Here is an 18,116-nt window from a genome sequence, read left to right on the forward strand (position 1 = left end):
ATTTTTTCTGTAAAAGCGTTATCAGTCATAAAACATAACATAAACTCTATTTATTTTCTGAGAAACAGCCTATTTATCAAGATTTTGAGTGTATATTTGTTAGTTTAACTAACATATAAATATGTTTTCGATTGATATTTCTCATGCTATGATTAGGTTTGGTATTATTTTGTTGGAAATGAGGAAACTGAATGACGACTAGGCCTTACTTAAAAATGATCCAGCATTCTGTTACAACCTCAGGGATTACCTTTGAGGAAGTTACACCGAATTTCGTATATAGAGCGTCGGATGGATTGAAATCCTTTGTGATGGTAGACGCTGAAATAGGTCTGAATAGTAGTGCCTCTACAATTATTGCTATGAGTAAATCTCTAACTTATGACGTTCTGCACAAAGGGGATGTTGCGGCTGTAGAACATACCTATTTAGCACATCCCGACGCAAAATTTAATCATTCAGATCCTTATGAATTAGCCGAGCGTTCTTTTTATAAGTTCAATAAGCAGGTAGTTGTGAAGCAGGATAACGGGGCGCAGGGAAATCATGTTTATAAAATTAATGAGATAGCCGATCTGCACGAAAAGCTGGATTTATTATTTTCTTTGCAGCTTAATGGGGCGATAGGTCCTTATTATGAAGCGGAGATTGAGTATAGAATCGTAACTTTTAATCATCAAGCGCGTGTATTCCTTGGCAAAAAAAGAGTGCATTCCTGGAAGCATAATTTGATTAATGGGGCTCTTGCGATTGAAGTTAACGATCATGCCAAACGAGTGGCGCTAGCGGAGCTTGCTTCCCGGGCTTCTAAAGCACTAGGCCTTGATTTCTGCTCCGTAGATATTTTAGAGACAAATCAAGGCCTCATGATTATTGAAGTCAATCATAAGGTGATGTTAGATGAGTATTGTAAGCAGAATCCAAGTGAGGTGCCAGCTCTATCTGATCTTTATAGGGAAGTAATACTCCAGCGCTTGGATCAGTTATAATCCGATATCGAGCAGCGATTGCCCGAATAATCGTTTGGCGTTTCCGATAAAGGTTTGCGTGCCGACAATAACAATAATTTCGGAGGAAGAGCTTGCTTTTAGGTGTGAGAGAGCATCCTCCAAATAAGGGAACTCGTAGCTTTTTTCGATAAAATGTTTGGCGATATGAAGTGCATCTGTAGGAAAAGAAAGATGACTTATATCAGGCTTTGTGACGATGATTTGCTCCGAGACCGTACACATCATTTCAATAACTCCTGTATAATCCTTATCTTTAGGGACACCGATGATTGAAGTTACAGAGCGGCTGCGGTCAGGATTAACGAGTTGAATAAGTTCAGCCAAATAGCTTGCAGATTCTTTATGAATCGCCCCATCAATAATCGTTAATGGATCATGAGAGATCACTTCACAGCGCCCCGGCCACTGCAGTTTTGCAAAACAATTGCCAACGAGTTCCCTATTGAGGGAACCTCCTGTAATATCCTCACATAGTGCGACTGCAGTAGCTGCATTGAGTGCTTGAAACTGCCCTAATAACGGAATCGTTAAGGATGGATAAATCGCTTGTTTTGTCCGAATATCAAAAGTAGTTCCAACCGGTCCAATCGCAATAGAATCAGTCCCAAATTGCTCCTCATAATACTGTGCAGAATGGGCGCTAAGGTTCTCCTTTATAGTCGCGAGTACGCTCGGTTTCTGTTTGCTGATATATACGTTTGTTGCTTTATTTTTGACGATGCCCAGCTTATGAAGCGTAATACTGTTTAGGTCAGGTCCCAAATTAGCTACATGCTCTTCCATAATCGGAGTGATGACAGCCCAGTTATTCTTCAGAACATTGGTGTCATCAAATCTTCCACCTCTTCCGCATTCAATCACATTGAAGTCAGTAAGATTCTCCTTGAAGTACAACGCCGCAATCGCTAGACCTACACCAACAGGACCTTGATACTCATCTGTGGCAAGCTGATCTTCAATCCTTTGGAATTCATCGCCAACTATATTTCCTAATCGTACAAAATCGTCCGTGGATATGGCCTTCCCGTCAATCCGTATTCTTTCGTTGAAATCAACCAGATGGGGTGAGGTGAATAAGCCCACTTTATATCCTAAGTGACTTAACAAAGAGGAGATAAATCTAGAGGTGGAGCCCTTACCTTTACTGCCTGTGACTAGTATGTATTGTTGATCTCGATCCGGATTTCCGACTAGATCCAGCAATGCTCTGGTGAATTCCGGTCGTCTAACTTGTTCATCCAAAGATTCTGTGATGTTGTTAATGGCTCTCAGATAAGAGCTGTAGATCATATCTTCTACCTGGGATTGTGAAGTGAATTTCACGATCATCGCTCCATTTAGTTAATTTTTGCTCGTTCTTCGGATAGTGTTGTATAGATGATGATCGGAAGTAGTACAACGGAAATACCAACAGTCAGAGCGATGCTCCAGTTCAAATCCTTATACAGCTGCACTACTGTAAACAATAAAGCGATTACGGGCAAGACCAGCTTATTTAAGTGTTTTAAAAATAGAGAGTTCATGCTTCTTTTTACAGTAACCGATGTGCCGATGTTGGGGATTTCTAATTCATTTCGTGACAAAGCAGTGATTCCGATAAATAAGTGGCTGTCGATAAATTTAAGCTGCTCATTCTCCTCATTTAGCTTGATTAGCTGGGCAATATGCTCCGTATCTATGTCTAAGATGGGGACGGCGATTTCTTTATGGTTGTAGGAAATGACGATTTTATCGGTCTCTTCCATGCCCAGCAGTTTTCTAACATTGGGGTGAATTCGGCATAAGTTTTGGTGCTCATCAAAAGGGTAGGGATGTCCTACTCTTAGCGTAAGCTCTCTTTTGCCAATAAAAAGATTTCCTAATGCGGTTAAGGGCCGTTTGATTCCCAGATGTATAAGTTTATGTATGCCTGGCTTGGATTGAGGACTTGTTCTTGCACGGGTAATGATTAGTTGATCATCCTCAGTGGCCTGAGTCTCAAGCAACAACATGATGTACCTGTTGAAATACAGCGTATTCGGCTTGGCTGTGTGATCCTCTTTTAGAGTGATGTTTATGCGAAAGCCATTCTTAGGATTAATCAGCTCGACATGATTCGAATATTTACGGACGAGTGTTGGACATGCTTTGACATAAGGTTTGGCAATCTCGTTCACTTTAGGAATTCCCCGAAGGATTGTGTTGTACTCCGGTTTAGTGATGGTTAATCCTGTTAAGGGGCAGTCTCCTAGCTTGTCCTTTGCTCTTTTAGATAATTGTATACTCCCTCTTGGGATATCACCTTTTGATAAAAGTAAACAGCTAACCTGAGTGCCATTCTCTGCTGTAAGCTCGACAAAAATATGGTGAACTAAGCCTAAATCAACCAGCTCATCGGGATTCATCGTAATTTCTTCTCTGGCAGTATAGCTTTGTTTGTCTAATATGGTGAAGGTCTGCTCGATGTTTATGTTAGGCGCCTCCCAATTGATTGATAATTTGTTCGAGGGAATGAATGGTTTTTTGGAATAAATCAAAGGATTTCGGGTTACGATAATTTCGATTAATTTCAATTTGAACACTTTGAACTAACAATTCTTTGGCTGAATATGAAGTGATCGTTCCGGGATGAGATGCAGAAAATGTATGGTTTTGATGAACATTGGTAATACCATTATTGAAAAAAATACGTACAACCTCATTTATATTATTTGCTTGTATGGATGTTCCGTGTAATGTGCCTAAATCCATATCGAATTCTCTATCTTTAGAAGCCCCATGCAGGTCTATAACGAATTTAATTTGATGTTCTTTGACAATTGTTCCAAGTGCAGCTTTATATTCTCCGCCAAGGATGTAATTGGGATCTTCTTTGGAGAAGCTATTGGAATAGATACAATGACAACCTGTGAGCTTTTGTAATAGCAGAGCAAGTGAACCTGTATACATATCCGCAGGTTTTAAAGCATTTTCTCTATAGTGGTTAATGGCATGCGGAGCTGACACAAGTACCGGGAGAGCGCCTTTTACAATGGTGTAGGAGGGCTCCACTCCAATATCGCCAAAATAATTATTATTAGAGAATTGTAACTCATACTTCTCGATCAGAGATAAGATATGCCATCACCTATTCCTATTTACTATTGTGAAATACAAGAAAGTATAAGTTTCACGTTTTATCTTATATTTTTACATTTCACGCTTAAACGATCACCGTCCTTACTTAGGACGCCGAAGGCGTTTATACTTATCTATTATAGCGTTCGAAGATTTCAGATGGCTAGTTTTACCAATAAAAAGGCTATTGTAATGTGGAAAACGGTGTGCTAATATTTCAATTGAAAACGTTACCGATAAGGATACCGGAAAAATAAAGAAGATTATTTAAGTCAATTGTAACCGCTGACATTATTTCGGTAGCGCTACTCGGAGAAACGTCTTCAAATGAAATCATTAAATAAAAAGTATGAGGGGGAAGAAAAATGAAGAACATCAAAAAATACTTAGGGCTCATGTTGGTAATGTCTATGGTTGTAGTCTTGGCAGCAGGATGCGGTAATAAAGAGAACAATACAGCAACAAATGATGGAAACGCTTCATCTGGAAAAAAAGGATCGGTTTACTTTTTAAACTTCAAGCCTGAAATTGCAGAAATATATGAAAAAATCGCTAAGGATTACGAAGCAGAGACAGGAGTTAAAGTGAAAGTCGTAACGGCTGCTGCAGGTACTTACGAAACGAAATTGAAATCGGAAATTTCTAAGTCGGAAGCACCTACGATTTTCCAAATCAACGGACCTGTTGGTTTTCAATCTTGGAAAGATTACACCTTGGATTTGAAAGATACTAAGCTGTACAGCTATCTATCCGACAAAAGCCTGGCTGTAACTGAAGGTGAAGGTGTATATGGTATCCCTTACGTAGTTGAAGGATACGGTATTATTTACAACGACGCGATTATGAAGAAATACTTTGCGCTACCTGATAAAGCTGTGTCGATCTCTTCCACCACTGAAATCAATAACTTCGACACTTTGAAAGCAGTAGTAGAAGATATGACCGCTAAAAAAGATCAACTGGGTATTAAAGGCGTATTCGCTTCCACTTCCCTCGCTGCTGGTGAGCAATGGAGATGGCAGACTCACTTGGCTAACTTGCCACTGTACTATGAATTCAAGGACAACACTGAGTTTGATAACACAGTTCTTGCCGGTTTAGCCTCTAAAGAAGTTGAATTCAAATACAATGATAAATTTAAAAATATCTTCGATCTTTACATCAAGAACTCTGTGACTAAAGAATCTTTGCTAGGCAGTAAGTCTGTAGCTGATTCCATGGCTGAATTCGCACTCGGTAACGCAGCTATGGTTCAAAACGGTAACTGGGCTTGGTCACAAATCAATGATGTTGACGGTAACGTAGTGAAAGCAGATGAGATTAAATTCTTGCCTATCTACACAGGTATGGAAGGCGAAGAGAAACAAGGTCTGGCTGTAGGTACAGAAAACTATTTTGCAATCAACAGCAAAGCATCTGCTGAGAACCAACAAGCTTCTATCGCTTTCTTGGAATGGTTGTTCTCCAGTGAAAAAGGTAAAGCTTATGTAACGAACGATCTAGGTTTCATCGCTCCATTCAATACCTTTGAAGAAAATGAAAAACCAGCAGATCCACTGGCTAAAGAAGTCTCCGCTTGGATGGAAAAAGATTTGACCTCCGTAGCTTGGACATTTGCAGCATTCCCAAGTGAAGAATTCAAAAATGTCTTTGGTGATGCACTCTTGCAATATGCTCAAGGGAATAAAACCTGGGATGAAGTTGTAACCATCTTTAAGGATACTTGGAAGGCTGAAAAAGCAAAATAAAAAAGGCGTGGAAAGATGATTGAATAGTTCTCAGTTGTCATACAGATATAAGCTTAGTGCCACTGGAGTCGAGACGGATTTCAGTGGCACTAAGCAACAATTCGAGTAAATTACATCTAGTTCATCATTTTCCATACTGAGATAGGAGAAGACTCCATGGAAAAATCGATAAGAAAATATTTTGCTCTTTTTGCGTTACCGACCATGATAGCCTTTGGGATCGCGTTTGTTGTTCCTTTTCTGCTGGGGATATATTTATCCTTTACAGAGTTTACTACCGTCAATGATGCAAAATGGATCGGGTTTGGCAATTACATTAAAGCATTTTCAAATCAAGAATTTCTAAATGCACTGGGTTTTACGGTTAAGTTTACAGTTCTATCGGTTCTTACGATTAATGTATTCGCCTTCATACTGGCGATGTTGTTAACTAGAAAGCTAAAAGGGACTAATGTATTTAGAACTATTTTTTTCATGCCTAACTTGATAGGCGGTATCGTATTAGGATACATCTGGCAGCTGATTTTCAATGGTATTTTGTACAAATTTGGAGTTACTTTAACCTCTGACGCAACTTATGGATTTTGGGGATTAATCATCCTTATGAATTGGCAATTGATAGGTTACATGATGATTATCTATGTTGCAGGTATTCAAAATGTGCCTAAGGATATAGTAGAAGCGGCAAGAATTGATGGAGCTTCACGTTCGAAGATTCTACGTAATGTGACGATTCCACTCGTAATGCCGTCCATTACCATTTGTTTATTCTTAACGTTATCGAATTCATTCAAATTGTTTGACCAAAACTTAGCGTTGACTGCGGGTGCTCCTTCTAAGCAGACCTCGATGTTAGCACTCGACATCTACAATACGTTCTACGGAAAAACAGGATGGGAAGGTGTCGGTCAAGCGAAAGCCGTCGTATTTTTTGCACTGGTAGCCTTAATCGCCTTAATACAACTTGTCATTACTAGAAGAAAGGAGGTTGAGAACTAATGCAACAGACTAGAGCAAAAGATTACTCCATTTTTACCATTTTGTTGGTCTTGGCCATTGCGTTCTTATCTCCGATCTTTATTGTTCTGATGAACTCCTTTAAAGGTAAGTTTTACATTAGTGATACACCTTTCTTACTCCCTAATGGAACTACTTTTGTTGGTTTGAAGAACTATACTAGCGGTATAGCGAAAATTGATTTCTTCAGTGCTTTCGGAATGTCCTTGTTTATCACGGTGTGTTCGGTTGCTGTAATCGTGTTATTCACTTCCATGACCGCATGGTATATTACTCGGGTCAAATCAAAATTTACAGGTATGATGTATTATGCTTTTGTGTTCTCAATGATCGTACCGTTCCAAATGGTTATGTTCACAATGACTAAAACGGCTAACGTTCTACATCTGGACAATCCAATCGGGATTATCTTGATCTATTTAGGATTTGGATCAGGGCTGTCTGTGTTTATGTTTAGTGGATTTGTGAAGTCTATCCCTCTTGAGGTTGAAGAAGCGGTTATGATCGATGGATGTAATCCGCCACAAGCCTTCTTTAAAGTGGTATTGCCGATCCTGAAGCCGATTGCTGTAACTGTAGCTATTCTTAATGTAATGTGGGTGTGGAACGACTTTCTATTGCCAGACCTGCTGATTGGTACAGAATATAAAACGATTCCTATTGCGATTCAGTACCTAAAAGGTGGATATGGATCGATTGACATGGGAGCTATGATGGCGATGCTGGTCTTAGCGATTGTGCCAATCATTATTTTCTACCTGACTTGTCAAAAGTACATTATCGAAGGTGTCGTTGCAGGAGCCGTTAAGGGTTAAATAGAATATGTATGTAGAAGCGAGTAGGGTGCTTTTCTTGTTGAGTCTTTTCTTCAAGAATCCCCTACTTTCTTATTTAACGTGTAAAGGAAAGATAGAGATGGAGAGACTGACTATTATAGATATCGCTAAATTATGTGGGGTTGGCGTGACTACAGTATCTAGAGCTATAAATAATCATCCGGATATTAATGAAGAAACAAAAGCGATGGTTATGAAAGTCATCAAAGAAAATCATTATGTTCCGAATAACAGTGCCAGAAATTTAAAACGTTCCGATTCGAAAACGATTGCAGTATTGATCAAAGGGATATCTAATCCATTTTTCAGCCCAATGATTAAAGTATTTGAAAAAGAGATCCAGCGAAAGAAATACTCCTTCATCCTACAACGTGTCGATGAGAATCAGGATGAGATCGAAGTGGCGATTGAGCTGGAGAAAGAAAAGCGCCTGAAGGGAATTGTGTTTCTGGGGGGATTATTCTCACACTCTCAAGAAAAATTACAGCAATTGACGGTTCCATTTGTCCTGAGTACGATTGGAATGACGGAAGAGTTTGATCTAAGTGACTATTCTTCTGTATCTGTAGATGACTTTAATGAGAGCTATAAAATTGTAGACTATTTATGTAATCTAGGGCATGAGAAAATCGCAGTCATTACCGCGCCTGAAGATGATGTGAGTATCGGTAAATTGAGATATGAAGGGTATAAGAAGGCTCTTTCTGATCATGGAATAGCTTATAATGAACGGTTAGTACGGCGAATGAAAGAGGATATTGATAGTTATAGTATGGAAAACGGATATGCGGTTACAAAAGAACTGCTGGAGACAGGGGAAGAGTTTACTGCTATTTTTACCTTATCAGATAGTATGGCTATCGGCGCTTGTAAAGCAATATTTGAAGCGGGCAAGCGGGTTCCAGAAGATTACTCAGTAGCTGGTTATGACGGCCTGGATATTTCCTTCTATTATAATCCTTCCATCACTACCATCAAACAGCCAGTAGTTGAAATTGCGGAAGCGACGATTAAGATTCTTTTTGATCTCATTAATAAGAAGGTAAATCATGCGCATCAGATTTTCCCTGCAGAATTAATGGTTAGAGAATCTACGAGGTCTATATTGTAGCTTCAAAAGGTTTATATGTTTAAGTTTGTTTACGAATTGGGGTGGGGAGATAGAACCGCAAGAGATTAAACTTAATGATATCAGCAGCATCACACGGTTTTTCACCACATTCGGTGACCCTACTCGGATTCGGATTGTTACGTTATATGGGTTTAGTTCCATTTTTAAGATAACCAGGCACTTACCATGTCAGCTACGGGTTTATAGATAAAGATCATCCAACCTAAGGGGTTAGAGACTGAGATATGTAACGCATTAATAAGACTGAAGAAAGTTCCCAGCAACAGAAGAAATGAGAAAACCCACAACTCCTTGATTAATTTTTTTCTCCACATAAGAGGCACTTCAATGGCTATAATAACGGCTACAACTATGGCGATCACTACTATACCCAAATTTCACAACCTCCCAAATCAACTTTAGTTCCTAGAATTCAAATCTTTGCTCAAGGCTCTTCGAAACATACCCACACTTAACAACACCATGGGTAGAAATAGACCGAAGGTTATAACATAGTATACCCAATAATTATCAAATACCGCGTTATAATAGGTGAAATTCGGGGCGATGATTGGAGCGAGTGCAACCAAAATCAACCCTGTGGGTAAGGTCAACACGCGATACTCTTTTAATTTTAATAATTGGGATATCCCCAGAATGAAAGCATAGAAGAAGAAAGTTACTTTTATAAAGAAAGTTAACATCCATTGTAGAGCTATCAGGGCTTCCGCCCGCTCGAAGAATCCGCCAACAGATATGCGCCTTGCGATGTTATAACTGGGATATACATCTCTGGTCGTTAGATCCGGACCTAGTACCAGGATGGAAACGATGATCGTTATGAAAATGACAATACCTCCTAGAACGGTCCCATGTAAAAAGCTTCTTGTTATCTTTTGTTGTTGGTTTACATAAGGAAGGATCATTAGAAAAACAACTGGTTCTAAAAAGGTATAAGCCGTAATGGAGATACTTCCTCTCAGCACTGGTTTTATTCCATCTTCCAATATGGGCAGCATTCTAACAATCTCCATCTGAGGAATAATCGCGACCGTCAGGATCAGAAACAGGATAATAACCATAGGAGTAAAGATCTCACCAGCTCGTCCAATGACCTCAATACCAAGTCGCGTTGCCATAATCACGATAAATATAAATAAGAGTAGAATGGCCGGAATAGGAGTTCCGGGCAACATTTCTGAAATCACAAAGTCACTAATTTCCCGTATGCTTCCAACGACAACGATAAGAAAAAACATTAAAGTCATAAACGAAAGAATAGTCCCAATCCATTTTCCTAAAGCTTTTTGAATGGCCTCAATAAGCGTTAATTTGGGATATAACTTTGCGAACTTGCTGTACATATAGTTGGCTAGCAAACCTACTGCCAGTCCAATTAAAGTGGAAATCCATGCATTTTGCTTGGCGTAGTGTGTAGTGGAAGAGGGGATTATAAGGATGGAATCCCCAATAGTAAGGAGCATAACCAGTATGGTTAGCTGGCGAGCACTTATTTTTCCCTTTTCCAACATGGTTTCGTTCACTCCAATTTATCACTTCGTCTCTTCTAAGAAAGAATTCATTACTTTCCCTAACAGGCGAATCTTGATGTCCATCTTTATGCTCACTGGAAGGTTAACAAAGGTCTGATCCCAATCGTTCCGCAGTTTCTTCCACGCCTGCGGATTAGAGTGATGGATGGCTTCGCCGAATCCAAAAATATCGCTTTTGTATTCATTTTGTACCTTTTTAATTGTAGTTCCGAATAAATCTACTACTTTTTTATTGGCGATTTTCTCCAATTCGGTGATAGTTTTTGTGTCCGTCAGATTTAGATTTCTACATTGCACCTCTCCTATATCAACTTCCAAATGCTGCTCAATAGTGATTTCTGGTTTGTCACTATCCATGCTGCCTTTCATTTTGGAACGGGCTTTAAATACCTCAAGCGAAACTTTTTTACCTTCGGGACATGGGATATAGAAAACTGTGTTTTTCACCTTATTAGTTAAATAGTTATACACTTTTGATTCCTCTTGATTTAGCCAACCAATCAATTTGTCCTCCTTGAATACGGCCAATCCAGAGTATTCCAATTGTGTTGGAGAGTCTACCGTTTCAACATTCTTCGAAGTTTCCCCCACACCTACATTTCCATTGATGACAACCCCTGTTAAGATGGGTTGCTTACCCTTAGTTACAAGTTCTGTAATTAATGTTCCTAATGTCACAGTAGATGTAGGTGCCCAATGTTTCTCCGATGTTTCCAGGCTAGCGAACAATCGCACAGCAGGAATCTTTTCAAGACTGGTTAATATTTTCAAAGCATCTGCTGCTTTGGCATCCTTTGCCACCACTATAAAGTAATCATTTCGCGTCTCAGTATCTCTAGAGAAGAAATCAAGAACATCACTGATTCCCTCTCTAGCCAAATCTTCGCCGAGGACTAGGATTCGTAAATGAGAGATGTAAATTTTACGTGGACTAACGGTTGTGATTTTCCTAAGGGCTTCATATACGGTACTTCCCGTTGCTTTGTAAAGGTTGACGGGTGAATGAGGAGAGCCTCCCTTTGAGCCCGCGACTTGACTGGGTAAGACCACTTGCGCGGAAACTTGATATTGCTCTCCAATTTTATCGATTCCTATTCCTACGGCGATTGCGAGATCATTTAATTCTTGGCGGCTCCAGCAACCTGTTACAAAAATTTGCATAAGAATAAGAACACAAATCAGGAGCGCTCTTCTTTTCATGGGTTATTCCTCCGTTAGATCGTTCAATATTCGAAACTGCCTAAACCATCTTTAGTTTCGAGATTTCAGGTCTTTGCTCAGTGCGCTCCGAAATATGCCCACCCCTAACAATATCAGGGGGAGAAATAACCCGAAGGTTATAATATAGTACACCCAATAATTATCAAATACCGCGTTGTAATAGGTGGAATTCGGGGCGATAAGAGGTGCTAATGCAACCAAAATCAACCCTGTAGGTAGCGTTAGCACACGGTACTCTTTTAATTTTAATAATTGAGATAACCCCAGAACGAAAGCATAGAAGTACATAGTTACTTCGATAAACAAGGTTAACATCCACAGTAGAGCTATCATGGCTTCCACCCGCTCGAAGAATCCACCAACGGATATCCGCCTTGCTATGTTATAACTAGGATATATATCTCTGGTCGTCAGATCCGGACCCAGTACTAATATGGAAACAGCGACTGTCAGGAAGATTATAATACCGCCTAAGAAACAGCCTTGAAATAAACCTTTCTTTATCTTTTGTTGTTGATTTACATAAGGGAGTATCATTAGAAATACAACCGGTTCTAAGAAGGTATAAGCTGTAATGGAAATAGACCCTCTTAGCACAGGTTTTATGCCATCTTCCAATATGGGCAGCATTCTGAAAAGCTCCATCTGAGGAACAATTGCGCCCGTCAGGATCAAAAATAGGATAATAATCATAGGAGTAAAAATCTCACCAGCTCGTCCTATAACCTCAATACCGAGTCGTGTTGCCATAATTATGATAAAAATAAATAAGATTAAAATAGCTGGAATGGGGGTGCCTGGTAATATTTCACTGTTCACGAAATCACCGATTTCCCGCATACTCCCTACGGTAACGATAAGGAAATACATTAAGGTCATAAGTGATAGAATAGTTCCTATCCATTTTCCAAAAGCCTTTTGAATCGCCTCAATAAGCGTTAGTTGGGGGTACAACTTTGCGAACTTGCTGTACATATAGATGGCTAGTAAACCTACGACCATTCCAATCAATGCGGAAATCCAGGCATTTTGTCTGGCGTAGTGTGTAGTGGAAGGGGGGATTACGAGAATGGAATCGCCGATCGTAAGGAACATAACTAGTATGGTTAGTTGACGAGTACTTATTTTACCTTTTTCGAGCATGGCTTCGTTCACTCCAATTTATCATTTCATCTCTTCTAAGAAAGAGTTGGTCACTTTCCCTAACAGGCGAACTTACAGTCCATGTTAATGTTTACTGGCGGGTTAACAAAGGTTTGATCCCAATTGTCTCGTAGTTTCTTCCACGCCTGTGGGTTAGCGCGATGCATGACTTCGCCAAATCCAAAAATAGGTCTAGATCTCTACATTGTAATTCTCCTAAATCTGCTTCCAAAGATTGCTGAATGCTGATTTCTGGTCTGCCATTACGCAAGCTGCTCTTTATTTTGGAGTGGGCGATCTCCAAGCTTGTCGATTCCTATTCCTACGGCAATCGCAAGATCATTTAATTCCCGGCGACTCCAGCAACTTGTTATGAATATTTGTAAGAGTATAACTACACAAAGTAGAAGTGCTCTTCGTTTCATAGTTTATTCCTCCGTAAGATCTCCCGGTTTTTCCGGTGGTGGACTTTTTTCCCGAACGATATTCTTCTGATTGATTAGCCTAGGGCGGGTAAACATGGCCCAACGAGGCATTCGGAAAAAGGTGTCCTTTTGATCAACAAGATTAAACGGAGCTAACGGGCTCATATAAGGAACTCCAAAGGAACGTAAGCTGCACATGTGAAGAACTATCGCAATAACCCCAATGATGATCCCGAATAATCCAAAAGATGCAGCAAGGAACATCATTGGGAAACGGAGCATTCTGATCGTCAAGGAAAGGTCAAAGGACGGTAGCACAAAGCTTGAAATAGCCGTTATAGCGACGACAATAAGCATGGCGGCAGAAACAATGCCGGCATCAACTGCCGCAGTCCCAATCACGAGAGTGCCTACAATGGATACAGATTGGGCTATGGTTTGAGGCATTCGTACACTCGCTTCCCTTATAATCTCAAAGGCAAGTTCCATTAAGAGGGCTTCAATAAATGCTGGAAGCGGGACGCCCTCCCGTTGAGCAGCCAAACTGATGAGCAGGGTTGTAGGCAACATCTCTTGATGGAAGGTAGTGATAGCTACATATAAAGATGGGGCTAGCAGTGAAATGAATATACAGAAATAACGGAGCATCCGAACTAAGGTGCTGATATCCGCTCGTTGATAATAGTCCTCCGCCGTCTGCATGAAGGAAACGAACGTGGTAGGAACTGTCATCACAATAGGAGTTCCATCTACTAATATGGCTACTTTTCCTTCCAGAAGGGCAGAAGCAATCACATCAGGTCGTTCCGTATGATGAATAGTTGGAAATGGAGTATAGGTTTCATCCTCGATTAATTCCTCGATATAACCACTTTCCAAGATGCCATCGATGTCGATCCGATCTAAGCGTGTATGTACTTCTTGCACAGTCCCGTCATCTACAATTCCTTTGATATACATAATCGCTACATCTGTTTGGGTAACACGCCCAATTTGCTGCGTTTCTAACCAAAGGTTAGGGTCTTTTATTTTTCGGCGAATTAATGCTGTGTTGGTTCGTAAGCTTTCCGTGAAGGCTTCCTTTGGACCCCTAATAACAGTTTCGGTGGTACTTTCCGTTACACCGCGATCTTTCCAGCCACGCATTCCAATGGTGAACCCTTTGTTGTATCCGTCGAGTAAGAGAATCACATCTCCGGATAATAGTGAGGTCAACAAAGAATTAAACTCCGTCACATCTTTGATATCACCAACGGTAAGTATGTGATTTTTTAATAAGGAATAGTTGTTATTTTGTGATTCAAGATCAGGATCTGGAATGTCTAATAATAGTGATTCCAGAATGAAGTCTTGAATAGCCTTACTGTCTGCTAGTCCATCTGTATAGAAAATAGCTGCTTTGATCTGATGTTTTGAATCAATAAAGAAATCTCTGATTACAAGGTCAGTGCTATTTCCGAGCGTTGTTTTTATATGTTCAATATTATCTTGAAGGTCTTCTTTGAGAGGCACTTTAGGTAGTTCTTTGGTAGGATCGGGGTGCCCTAATGAAGGGTTCTTAAAAGCTTTTGTTATTGTTCTGTTCAGAAATCCCATAGTTGTTATCCCTCTTCCGCAAGCTGCTGTGAAATTAGCTATTACCAAAATACGGTGGGATTATTCTTTGAATAATCTATTACGGCTTTGGAAATGAGTACGTAAAAAAGCTGTCGAGAGAATCTCGACAGCTAAGATAAACGGAATCAATTAAGAACTCTAAGACGTCCAATCGTTATATAGATGCTTCTCAGTTAGGATGGACAACAACTGGATACCGACCTCATTATGGCCACCTTCTGGGATGATTAAATCGGCGTATTTCTTGGACGGTTCAATAAAAGCTTCATGCATTGGCTTAACCGTGCTCAAATATTGGTGATGGATCGATTGAATGCTCCGTCCGCGTTCCTCGATATCGCGGAGTACCCGGCGGAGGATGCGTACATCAGGATCAGCATCAACAAAGACTTTGATATCAAGCATATCGCGGAGGTTCTCGTCGGAAAGAACATGGAGTCCCTCGATGATTACAATGTTGTTTGGTTTCAGTTCTACAGTCTCTGTAGTGGAGCGGGCATGAACTGTGAAGTCGTACACCGGTGCATATGCGGTCTGATCTTCACGCAGACATTTAAGATGCTCAATAAGCAGCTCATTGTCGAAAGCGAAAGGATGATCGTAATTGATGGATTCACGTTCAGCGAAGCTGAGGTGTGAATGATCTTTATAGTAGTTATCTTGAGATATGAAAGTTACCTTTCCCGTTCCAAGACGGTCAATGACGGAGCGGGCTACGGTTGTTTTTCCCGAGCCGGTGCCGCCGGCGATACCAATGATAAGCATGTGATTCAATAACCCTCCCTAAGATTGCCGTTGCAATTCCAATATTGTAGCACAGCGCTCATGTTTTTTCACCTTAGATCGGGTAAAATTAAGATGGGATTTTTTGAAATTCGTCTATATTAGGGACAAGGCAAACACGGAAGGGGCAATTCTACCAATGAACGGAAAAAAATCAGTGCAAGAGGCCTTTAATGAAACGACGTATCGGATCGTAGGACATGGAAATCGAGAGGTTCAAGTCTTGAAGGAAGCCTTTGAAGCTGTAGAAAATAGTACACCGTCTGATATTTATGGATCGGGGAAGGTTATTGAGGATTTTCAATCGGAGATGGCGAAGCTTCTGGGTAAAGAGACAGCGGTCTTCTTTCCGAGTGGAACAATGGCACAGCAAATCGCTTTAAGAATATGGTGTGATGAAAAAGGACTCAAGAGCGTCGCCTATCATCCTTTATGTCATTTGGAGATCCATGAGCAGGATGGGTTGAAGGAACTGCATCATATTGAGCCTGTCCTACTTGCGAACAAGGATCGACTAATCACCTTGGATGATGTATTACATATGAAGGAAGATATTGCTTGTCTGCTGCTCGAATTGCCGCAGCGCGAGATTGGTGGACAGTTACCGGAGTATAAGGAGCTTGAAGCGATTTCTGCACATTGCCGTGCTCGGGGAATTAAGCTGCATTTGGATGGCGCAAGATTGCTTGAGACGCTTCCCTATTATGGCAAGACAGCTGCTGAGATCTGCGCCCTCTTTGATAGTGTCTATATCTCACTGTATAAAGGAATCGGAGGAATTGCAGGCGCGATTCTTGCAGGCGGTGAGGCGTTTACGAAGCAATCGAAGATATGGAAACGGCGGCATGGTGGCGACCTAATCAGTCTGTATCCATACATTATTTCCTCTGATTATTACTACCAGCAAAGAGTAGATAAGATGCAGCAGTATTACGAAGGGGCTAAGGAGCTTGCTGCTTTAGTTAATCAATGTCACGGGGTGACTACGTTACCTGCTGAGCCTGTCTCCAACATGTTTCATATGCATTTTCAAATGTCTAGGGAGAGCATTGAACCGATCCTGTCTTCTGTATATGAGTCAACAGGAATCGGTTTAAGCGCAGCGATAAGACCAACGGGAGAAGATACTTCTTATTGTGAGATCAGTATTGGAGACAAGTACGCCGACATTCCTAAAGAAGAGGTAAAAGGATTCTTGTTGCTGCTCGATAAGCTAATGCGCGAGTCATCTTCCGAGCAGTGTTCGAAGTAACGAGATCCGTAATAATTGCTTTTTAATAAGCTTCGTACGGAATTCATTTCTTAACTGATTGTAAATAGGCGGGCAATGGTTAAGAGCCCAATGATACATGAATTTAAAGTCTGTAGCGTCTTTTGCAGAATTTAATAAATAGTAGGAGATCGTATCATAAGCATTATGGTTAAACCATTCCGCCATTTCTGGCTCGCTATATCCATATTTCTGAACGGCCATATTCTTAATCAACAGCTTCTCCTCCAGATTCTCAATTAAGAATCCCTGACTCAGATTAAAGGTGATATTGTCCCCGTGTAATCTGTATACACCGGCAAGTGTATCTATGAAGCCGGCATCACCGACCAACAAGGAACGCAGATAAATAGAAGCATCATTAACCATGTTCATATTTAGGATATCCATAGCTATTAAAGCCTCACGCTTAAAGACAGTTGTTAAGGTGGAGGAGGGCTTCGGATATCCTTTTTTCTCGAAATTCATGAAATAATCCTGCTTCTTAATAATCTTGCTTAGCTGTAAGCTGCTGATCTTCAGTTGCTTGGCCTTTGAAAATTCAAGAAAAACATTAGCAGCCACAAATGATATTTCGGGATGGTGATTGTGAAACTCTACAGCCTTACTTAAATAATTCATGTCAATCAGATAGTCATCATCATCGAGAAAAAGAACATACTCACCATTACCATGAGCAGCAAAAGCTATACGGCGATTATTTCCCGGCCCGCTGTTCTTTTCGTTTCGCATGTAGATTACCTGTGACTCGCCTCCGAAGCTTTGATGCATTAACTCTTCCGTGCCATCTGTAGAGCAATCATCAATAACTGTAATCTCTTTATGCGGATAGTCCTGCATTAAGATGCTTTGGATCGCTTGATTTAGGAATGCCTTTCTATTGTAGGTAGTGATAATGACACTGACCTTAGGATAATCGGCAAAGGAAAGGAGAGCTGAGTCTGAAATAGCCATATCTGAGGACTGATGTTTGATTGCGACGATCCCATGGATTAACCCGTCTATCTCTTCGTTTACGATACTGAATTGCTCTGACAGATAGAATCTTATTGCATCCTCTGAAGCTCTCCCTGTGAGATAAGCACGGATCACTTCGGATAGGGTTTCTAGAAAGGTTTTGATTTGTGGATTTTGTTCTTTATCTAGGATCAGGCGGCATCGTTGAAAGATTTCCTGATCATCCATTTGAAGGGCAGATGAATGGTTTATTTCATCATTCAGGTCATTTAGAAAGACGTAACAGGCTTGCTGCAAAACCTCGCTATGATCCATTTCGAGTCCTCCTG

General features: G+C 40.5%; 18 protein-coding genes. 6 read left to right on the forward strand and 12 right to left on the reverse strand.

The window, feature by feature from the left end; translation table 11 throughout:
• Positions 1-191: 191 nt before the first annotated feature.
• Positions 192-989, forward strand: a complete 798-nt coding sequence (locus tag ACN6KS_RS01230) for an ATP-grasp domain-containing protein (protein ID WP_440961152.1) — start codon at positions 192-194, stop codon at positions 987-989.
• Here ACN6KS_RS01230 and ACN6KS_RS01235 read toward each other — a convergent pair.
• From ACN6KS_RS01235 to ACN6KS_RS01245, 3 genes are all read right to left on the reverse strand, one after another.
• On the reverse strand, positions 984-2,333 hold the full coding sequence (locus tag ACN6KS_RS01235; protein WP_440961153.1) for a bifunctional folylpolyglutamate synthase/dihydrofolate synthase: 1,350 nt from the start codon (positions 2,331-2,333) through the stop codon (positions 984-986). The genes ACN6KS_RS01230 and ACN6KS_RS01235 overlap by 6 nt on opposite strands.
• 14 nt (positions 2,334-2,347) lie before the next feature.
• Positions 2,348-3,394, reverse strand: a complete 1,047-nt coding sequence (locus ACN6KS_RS01240; RefSeq protein WP_094869201.1) for a hypothetical protein — start codon at positions 3,392-3,394, stop codon at positions 2,348-2,350.
• A gap of 67 nt (positions 3,395-3,461) precedes the next feature.
• Positions 3,462-4,040 carry a hypothetical protein gene (locus ACN6KS_RS01245; protein WP_094869200.1) on the reverse strand — a complete coding sequence of 193 codons (579 nt, stop codon included), beginning with the start codon at positions 4,038-4,040 and terminating at the stop codon, positions 3,462-3,464.
• Between the two features lie 431 nt (positions 4,041-4,471).
• On the opposite strand from ACN6KS_RS01245, the gene ACN6KS_RS01250 reads away from it, so the two are divergent.
• From ACN6KS_RS01250 to ACN6KS_RS01265, 4 genes are all read left to right on the forward strand, one after another.
• Positions 4,472-5,854: an ABC transporter substrate-binding protein gene (locus ACN6KS_RS01250; protein WP_094877514.1), complete on the forward strand. Its 1,383-nt coding sequence runs from the start codon at positions 4,472-4,474 to the stop codon at positions 5,852-5,854.
• 156 nt (positions 5,855-6,010) lie between these two features.
• Complete coding sequence (locus ACN6KS_RS01255; protein ID WP_094869198.1) at positions 6,011-6,853, forward strand: carbohydrate ABC transporter permease; 843 nt, start codon at positions 6,011-6,013, stop codon at positions 6,851-6,853.
• Complete coding sequence (locus ACN6KS_RS01260; protein ID WP_094869197.1) at positions 6,853-7,686, forward strand: carbohydrate ABC transporter permease; 834 nt, start codon at positions 6,853-6,855, stop codon at positions 7,684-7,686. Before ACN6KS_RS01255 ends, ACN6KS_RS01260 begins: the two co-directional genes overlap by 1 nt.
• 100 nt (positions 7,687-7,786) lie before the next feature.
• Positions 7,787-8,818, forward strand: coding sequence for a LacI family DNA-binding transcriptional regulator (locus tag ACN6KS_RS01265; RefSeq protein WP_440961154.1), 1,032 nt, complete (start codon positions 7,787-7,789; stop codon positions 8,816-8,818).
• Positions 8,819-8,982: 164 nt separating this feature from the next.
• Here the strand turns inward: ACN6KS_RS01265 and ACN6KS_RS01270 are convergent, their stop codons facing one another.
• The 8 genes from ACN6KS_RS01270 to udk form a co-directional block, all read right to left on the reverse strand.
• Positions 8,983-9,213: a hypothetical protein gene (locus ACN6KS_RS01270; protein WP_440961155.1), complete on the reverse strand. Its 231-nt coding sequence runs from the start codon at positions 9,211-9,213 to the stop codon at positions 8,983-8,985.
• A gap of 24 nt (positions 9,214-9,237) precedes the next feature.
• On the reverse strand, positions 9,238-10,350 hold the full coding sequence (locus tag ACN6KS_RS01275) for a GerAB/ArcD/ProY family transporter (protein ID WP_440961156.1): 1,113 nt from the start codon (positions 10,348-10,350) through the stop codon (positions 9,238-9,240).
• 21 nt (positions 10,351-10,371) lie between these two features.
• Positions 10,372-11,571, reverse strand: coding sequence for a Ger(x)C family spore germination protein (locus tag ACN6KS_RS01280; protein ID WP_440961157.1), 1,200 nt, complete (start codon positions 11,569-11,571; stop codon positions 10,372-10,374).
• Positions 11,572-11,622: 51 nt separating this feature from the next.
• On the reverse strand, positions 11,623-12,735 hold the full coding sequence (locus ACN6KS_RS01285) for a GerAB/ArcD/ProY family transporter (protein ID WP_440961158.1): 1,113 nt from the start codon (positions 12,733-12,735) through the stop codon (positions 11,623-11,625).
• 59 nt (positions 12,736-12,794) lie between these two features.
• Complete coding sequence (locus tag ACN6KS_RS01290) at positions 12,795-12,923, reverse strand: Ger(x)C family spore germination C-terminal domain-containing protein (RefSeq protein WP_440962357.1); 129 nt, start codon at positions 12,921-12,923, stop codon at positions 12,795-12,797.
• Positions 12,924-12,998: 75 nt separating this feature from the next.
• Complete coding sequence (locus ACN6KS_RS01295) at positions 12,999-13,160, reverse strand: hypothetical protein (RefSeq protein WP_440961159.1); 162 nt, start codon at positions 13,158-13,160, stop codon at positions 12,999-13,001.
• Between the two features lie 3 nt (positions 13,161-13,163).
• Positions 13,164-14,756 carry a spore germination protein gene (locus ACN6KS_RS01300; protein WP_440961160.1) on the reverse strand — a complete coding sequence of 531 codons (1,593 nt, stop codon included), beginning with the start codon at positions 14,754-14,756 and terminating at the stop codon, positions 13,164-13,166.
• 159 nt (positions 14,757-14,915) lie between these two features.
• Positions 14,916-15,542 (reverse strand): uridine kinase, encoded by a 627-nt coding sequence (gene udk / locus ACN6KS_RS01305; RefSeq protein ID WP_042184138.1) that lies wholly within the window; start codon positions 15,540-15,542, stop codon positions 14,916-14,918.
• 157 nt (positions 15,543-15,699) lie between these two features.
• Here udk and ACN6KS_RS01310 point away from each other — a divergent pair, with 157 nt between their 5' ends.
• Complete coding sequence (locus ACN6KS_RS01310) at positions 15,700-16,812, forward strand: threonine aldolase family protein (protein ID WP_094869191.1); 1,113 nt, start codon at positions 15,700-15,702, stop codon at positions 16,810-16,812.
• On the opposite strand, the gene ACN6KS_RS01315 is transcribed toward ACN6KS_RS01310, so the two are convergent.
• Positions 16,786-18,102, reverse strand: a complete 1,317-nt coding sequence (locus tag ACN6KS_RS01315; protein ID WP_094869190.1) for a glycosyltransferase family 2 protein — start codon at positions 18,100-18,102, stop codon at positions 16,786-16,788. The two genes, ACN6KS_RS01310 and ACN6KS_RS01315, sit on opposite strands and share 27 nt — an antisense overlap.
• Positions 18,103-18,116 lie beyond the last annotated feature (14 nt).

Source organism: Paenibacillus nitricinens (assembly GCF_052056485.1).
In the GTDB taxonomy this organism is placed as follows: domain Bacteria; phylum Bacillota; class Bacilli; order Paenibacillales; family Paenibacillaceae; genus Paenibacillus_AQ; species Paenibacillus_AQ nitricinens.

Excerpts from the sequence above, each read along its gene's own strand:
- ACN6KS_RS01240 (WP_094869201.1), bottom strand. The coding sequence starts at position 3,394 with ATGAATCCCGATGAGCTGGTTGATTTAGGCTTAGTTCACCATATTTTT.
- ACN6KS_RS01310 (WP_094869191.1), top strand. The coding sequence starts at position 15,700 with ATGAACGGAAAAAAATCAGTGCAAGAGGCCTTTAATGAAACGACGTAT.
- udk (WP_042184138.1), bottom strand. The coding sequence starts at position 15,542 with ATGCTTATCATTGGTATCGCCGGCGGCACCGGCTCGGGAAAAACAACC.
- ACN6KS_RS01255 (WP_094869198.1), top strand. The coding sequence starts at position 6,011 with ATGGAAAAATCGATAAGAAAATATTTTGCTCTTTTTGCGTTACCGACC.
- ACN6KS_RS01230 (WP_440961152.1), top strand. The coding sequence starts at position 192 with ATGACGACTAGGCCTTACTTAAAAATGATCCAGCATTCTGTTACAACC.
- ACN6KS_RS01285 (WP_440961158.1), bottom strand. The coding sequence starts at position 12,735 with ATGCTCGAAAAAGGTAAAATAAGTACTCGTCAACTAACCATACTAGTT.
- ACN6KS_RS01295 (WP_440961159.1), bottom strand. The coding sequence starts at position 13,160 with ATGAAACGAAGAGCACTTCTACTTTGTGTAGTTATACTCTTACAAATA.
- ACN6KS_RS01260 (WP_094869197.1), top strand. The coding sequence starts at position 6,853 with ATGCAACAGACTAGAGCAAAAGATTACTCCATTTTTACCATTTTGTTG.
- ACN6KS_RS01265 (WP_440961154.1), top strand. The coding sequence starts at position 7,787 with ATGGAGAGACTGACTATTATAGATATCGCTAAATTATGTGGGGTTGGC.
- ACN6KS_RS01280 (WP_440961157.1), bottom strand. The coding sequence starts at position 11,571 with ATGAAAAGAAGAGCGCTCCTGATTTGTGTTCTTATTCTTATGCAAATT.
- ACN6KS_RS01250 (WP_094877514.1), top strand. The coding sequence starts at position 4,472 with ATGAAGAACATCAAAAAATACTTAGGGCTCATGTTGGTAATGTCTATG.
- ACN6KS_RS01300 (WP_440961160.1), bottom strand. The coding sequence starts at position 14,756 with ATGGGATTTCTGAACAGAACAATAACAAAAGCTTTTAAGAACCCTTCA.
- ACN6KS_RS01275 (WP_440961156.1), bottom strand. The coding sequence starts at position 10,350 with ATGTTGGAAAAGGGAAAAATAAGTGCTCGCCAGCTAACCATACTGGTT.
- ACN6KS_RS01315 (WP_094869190.1), bottom strand. The coding sequence starts at position 18,102 with ATGGATCATAGCGAGGTTTTGCAGCAAGCCTGTTACGTCTTTCTAAAT.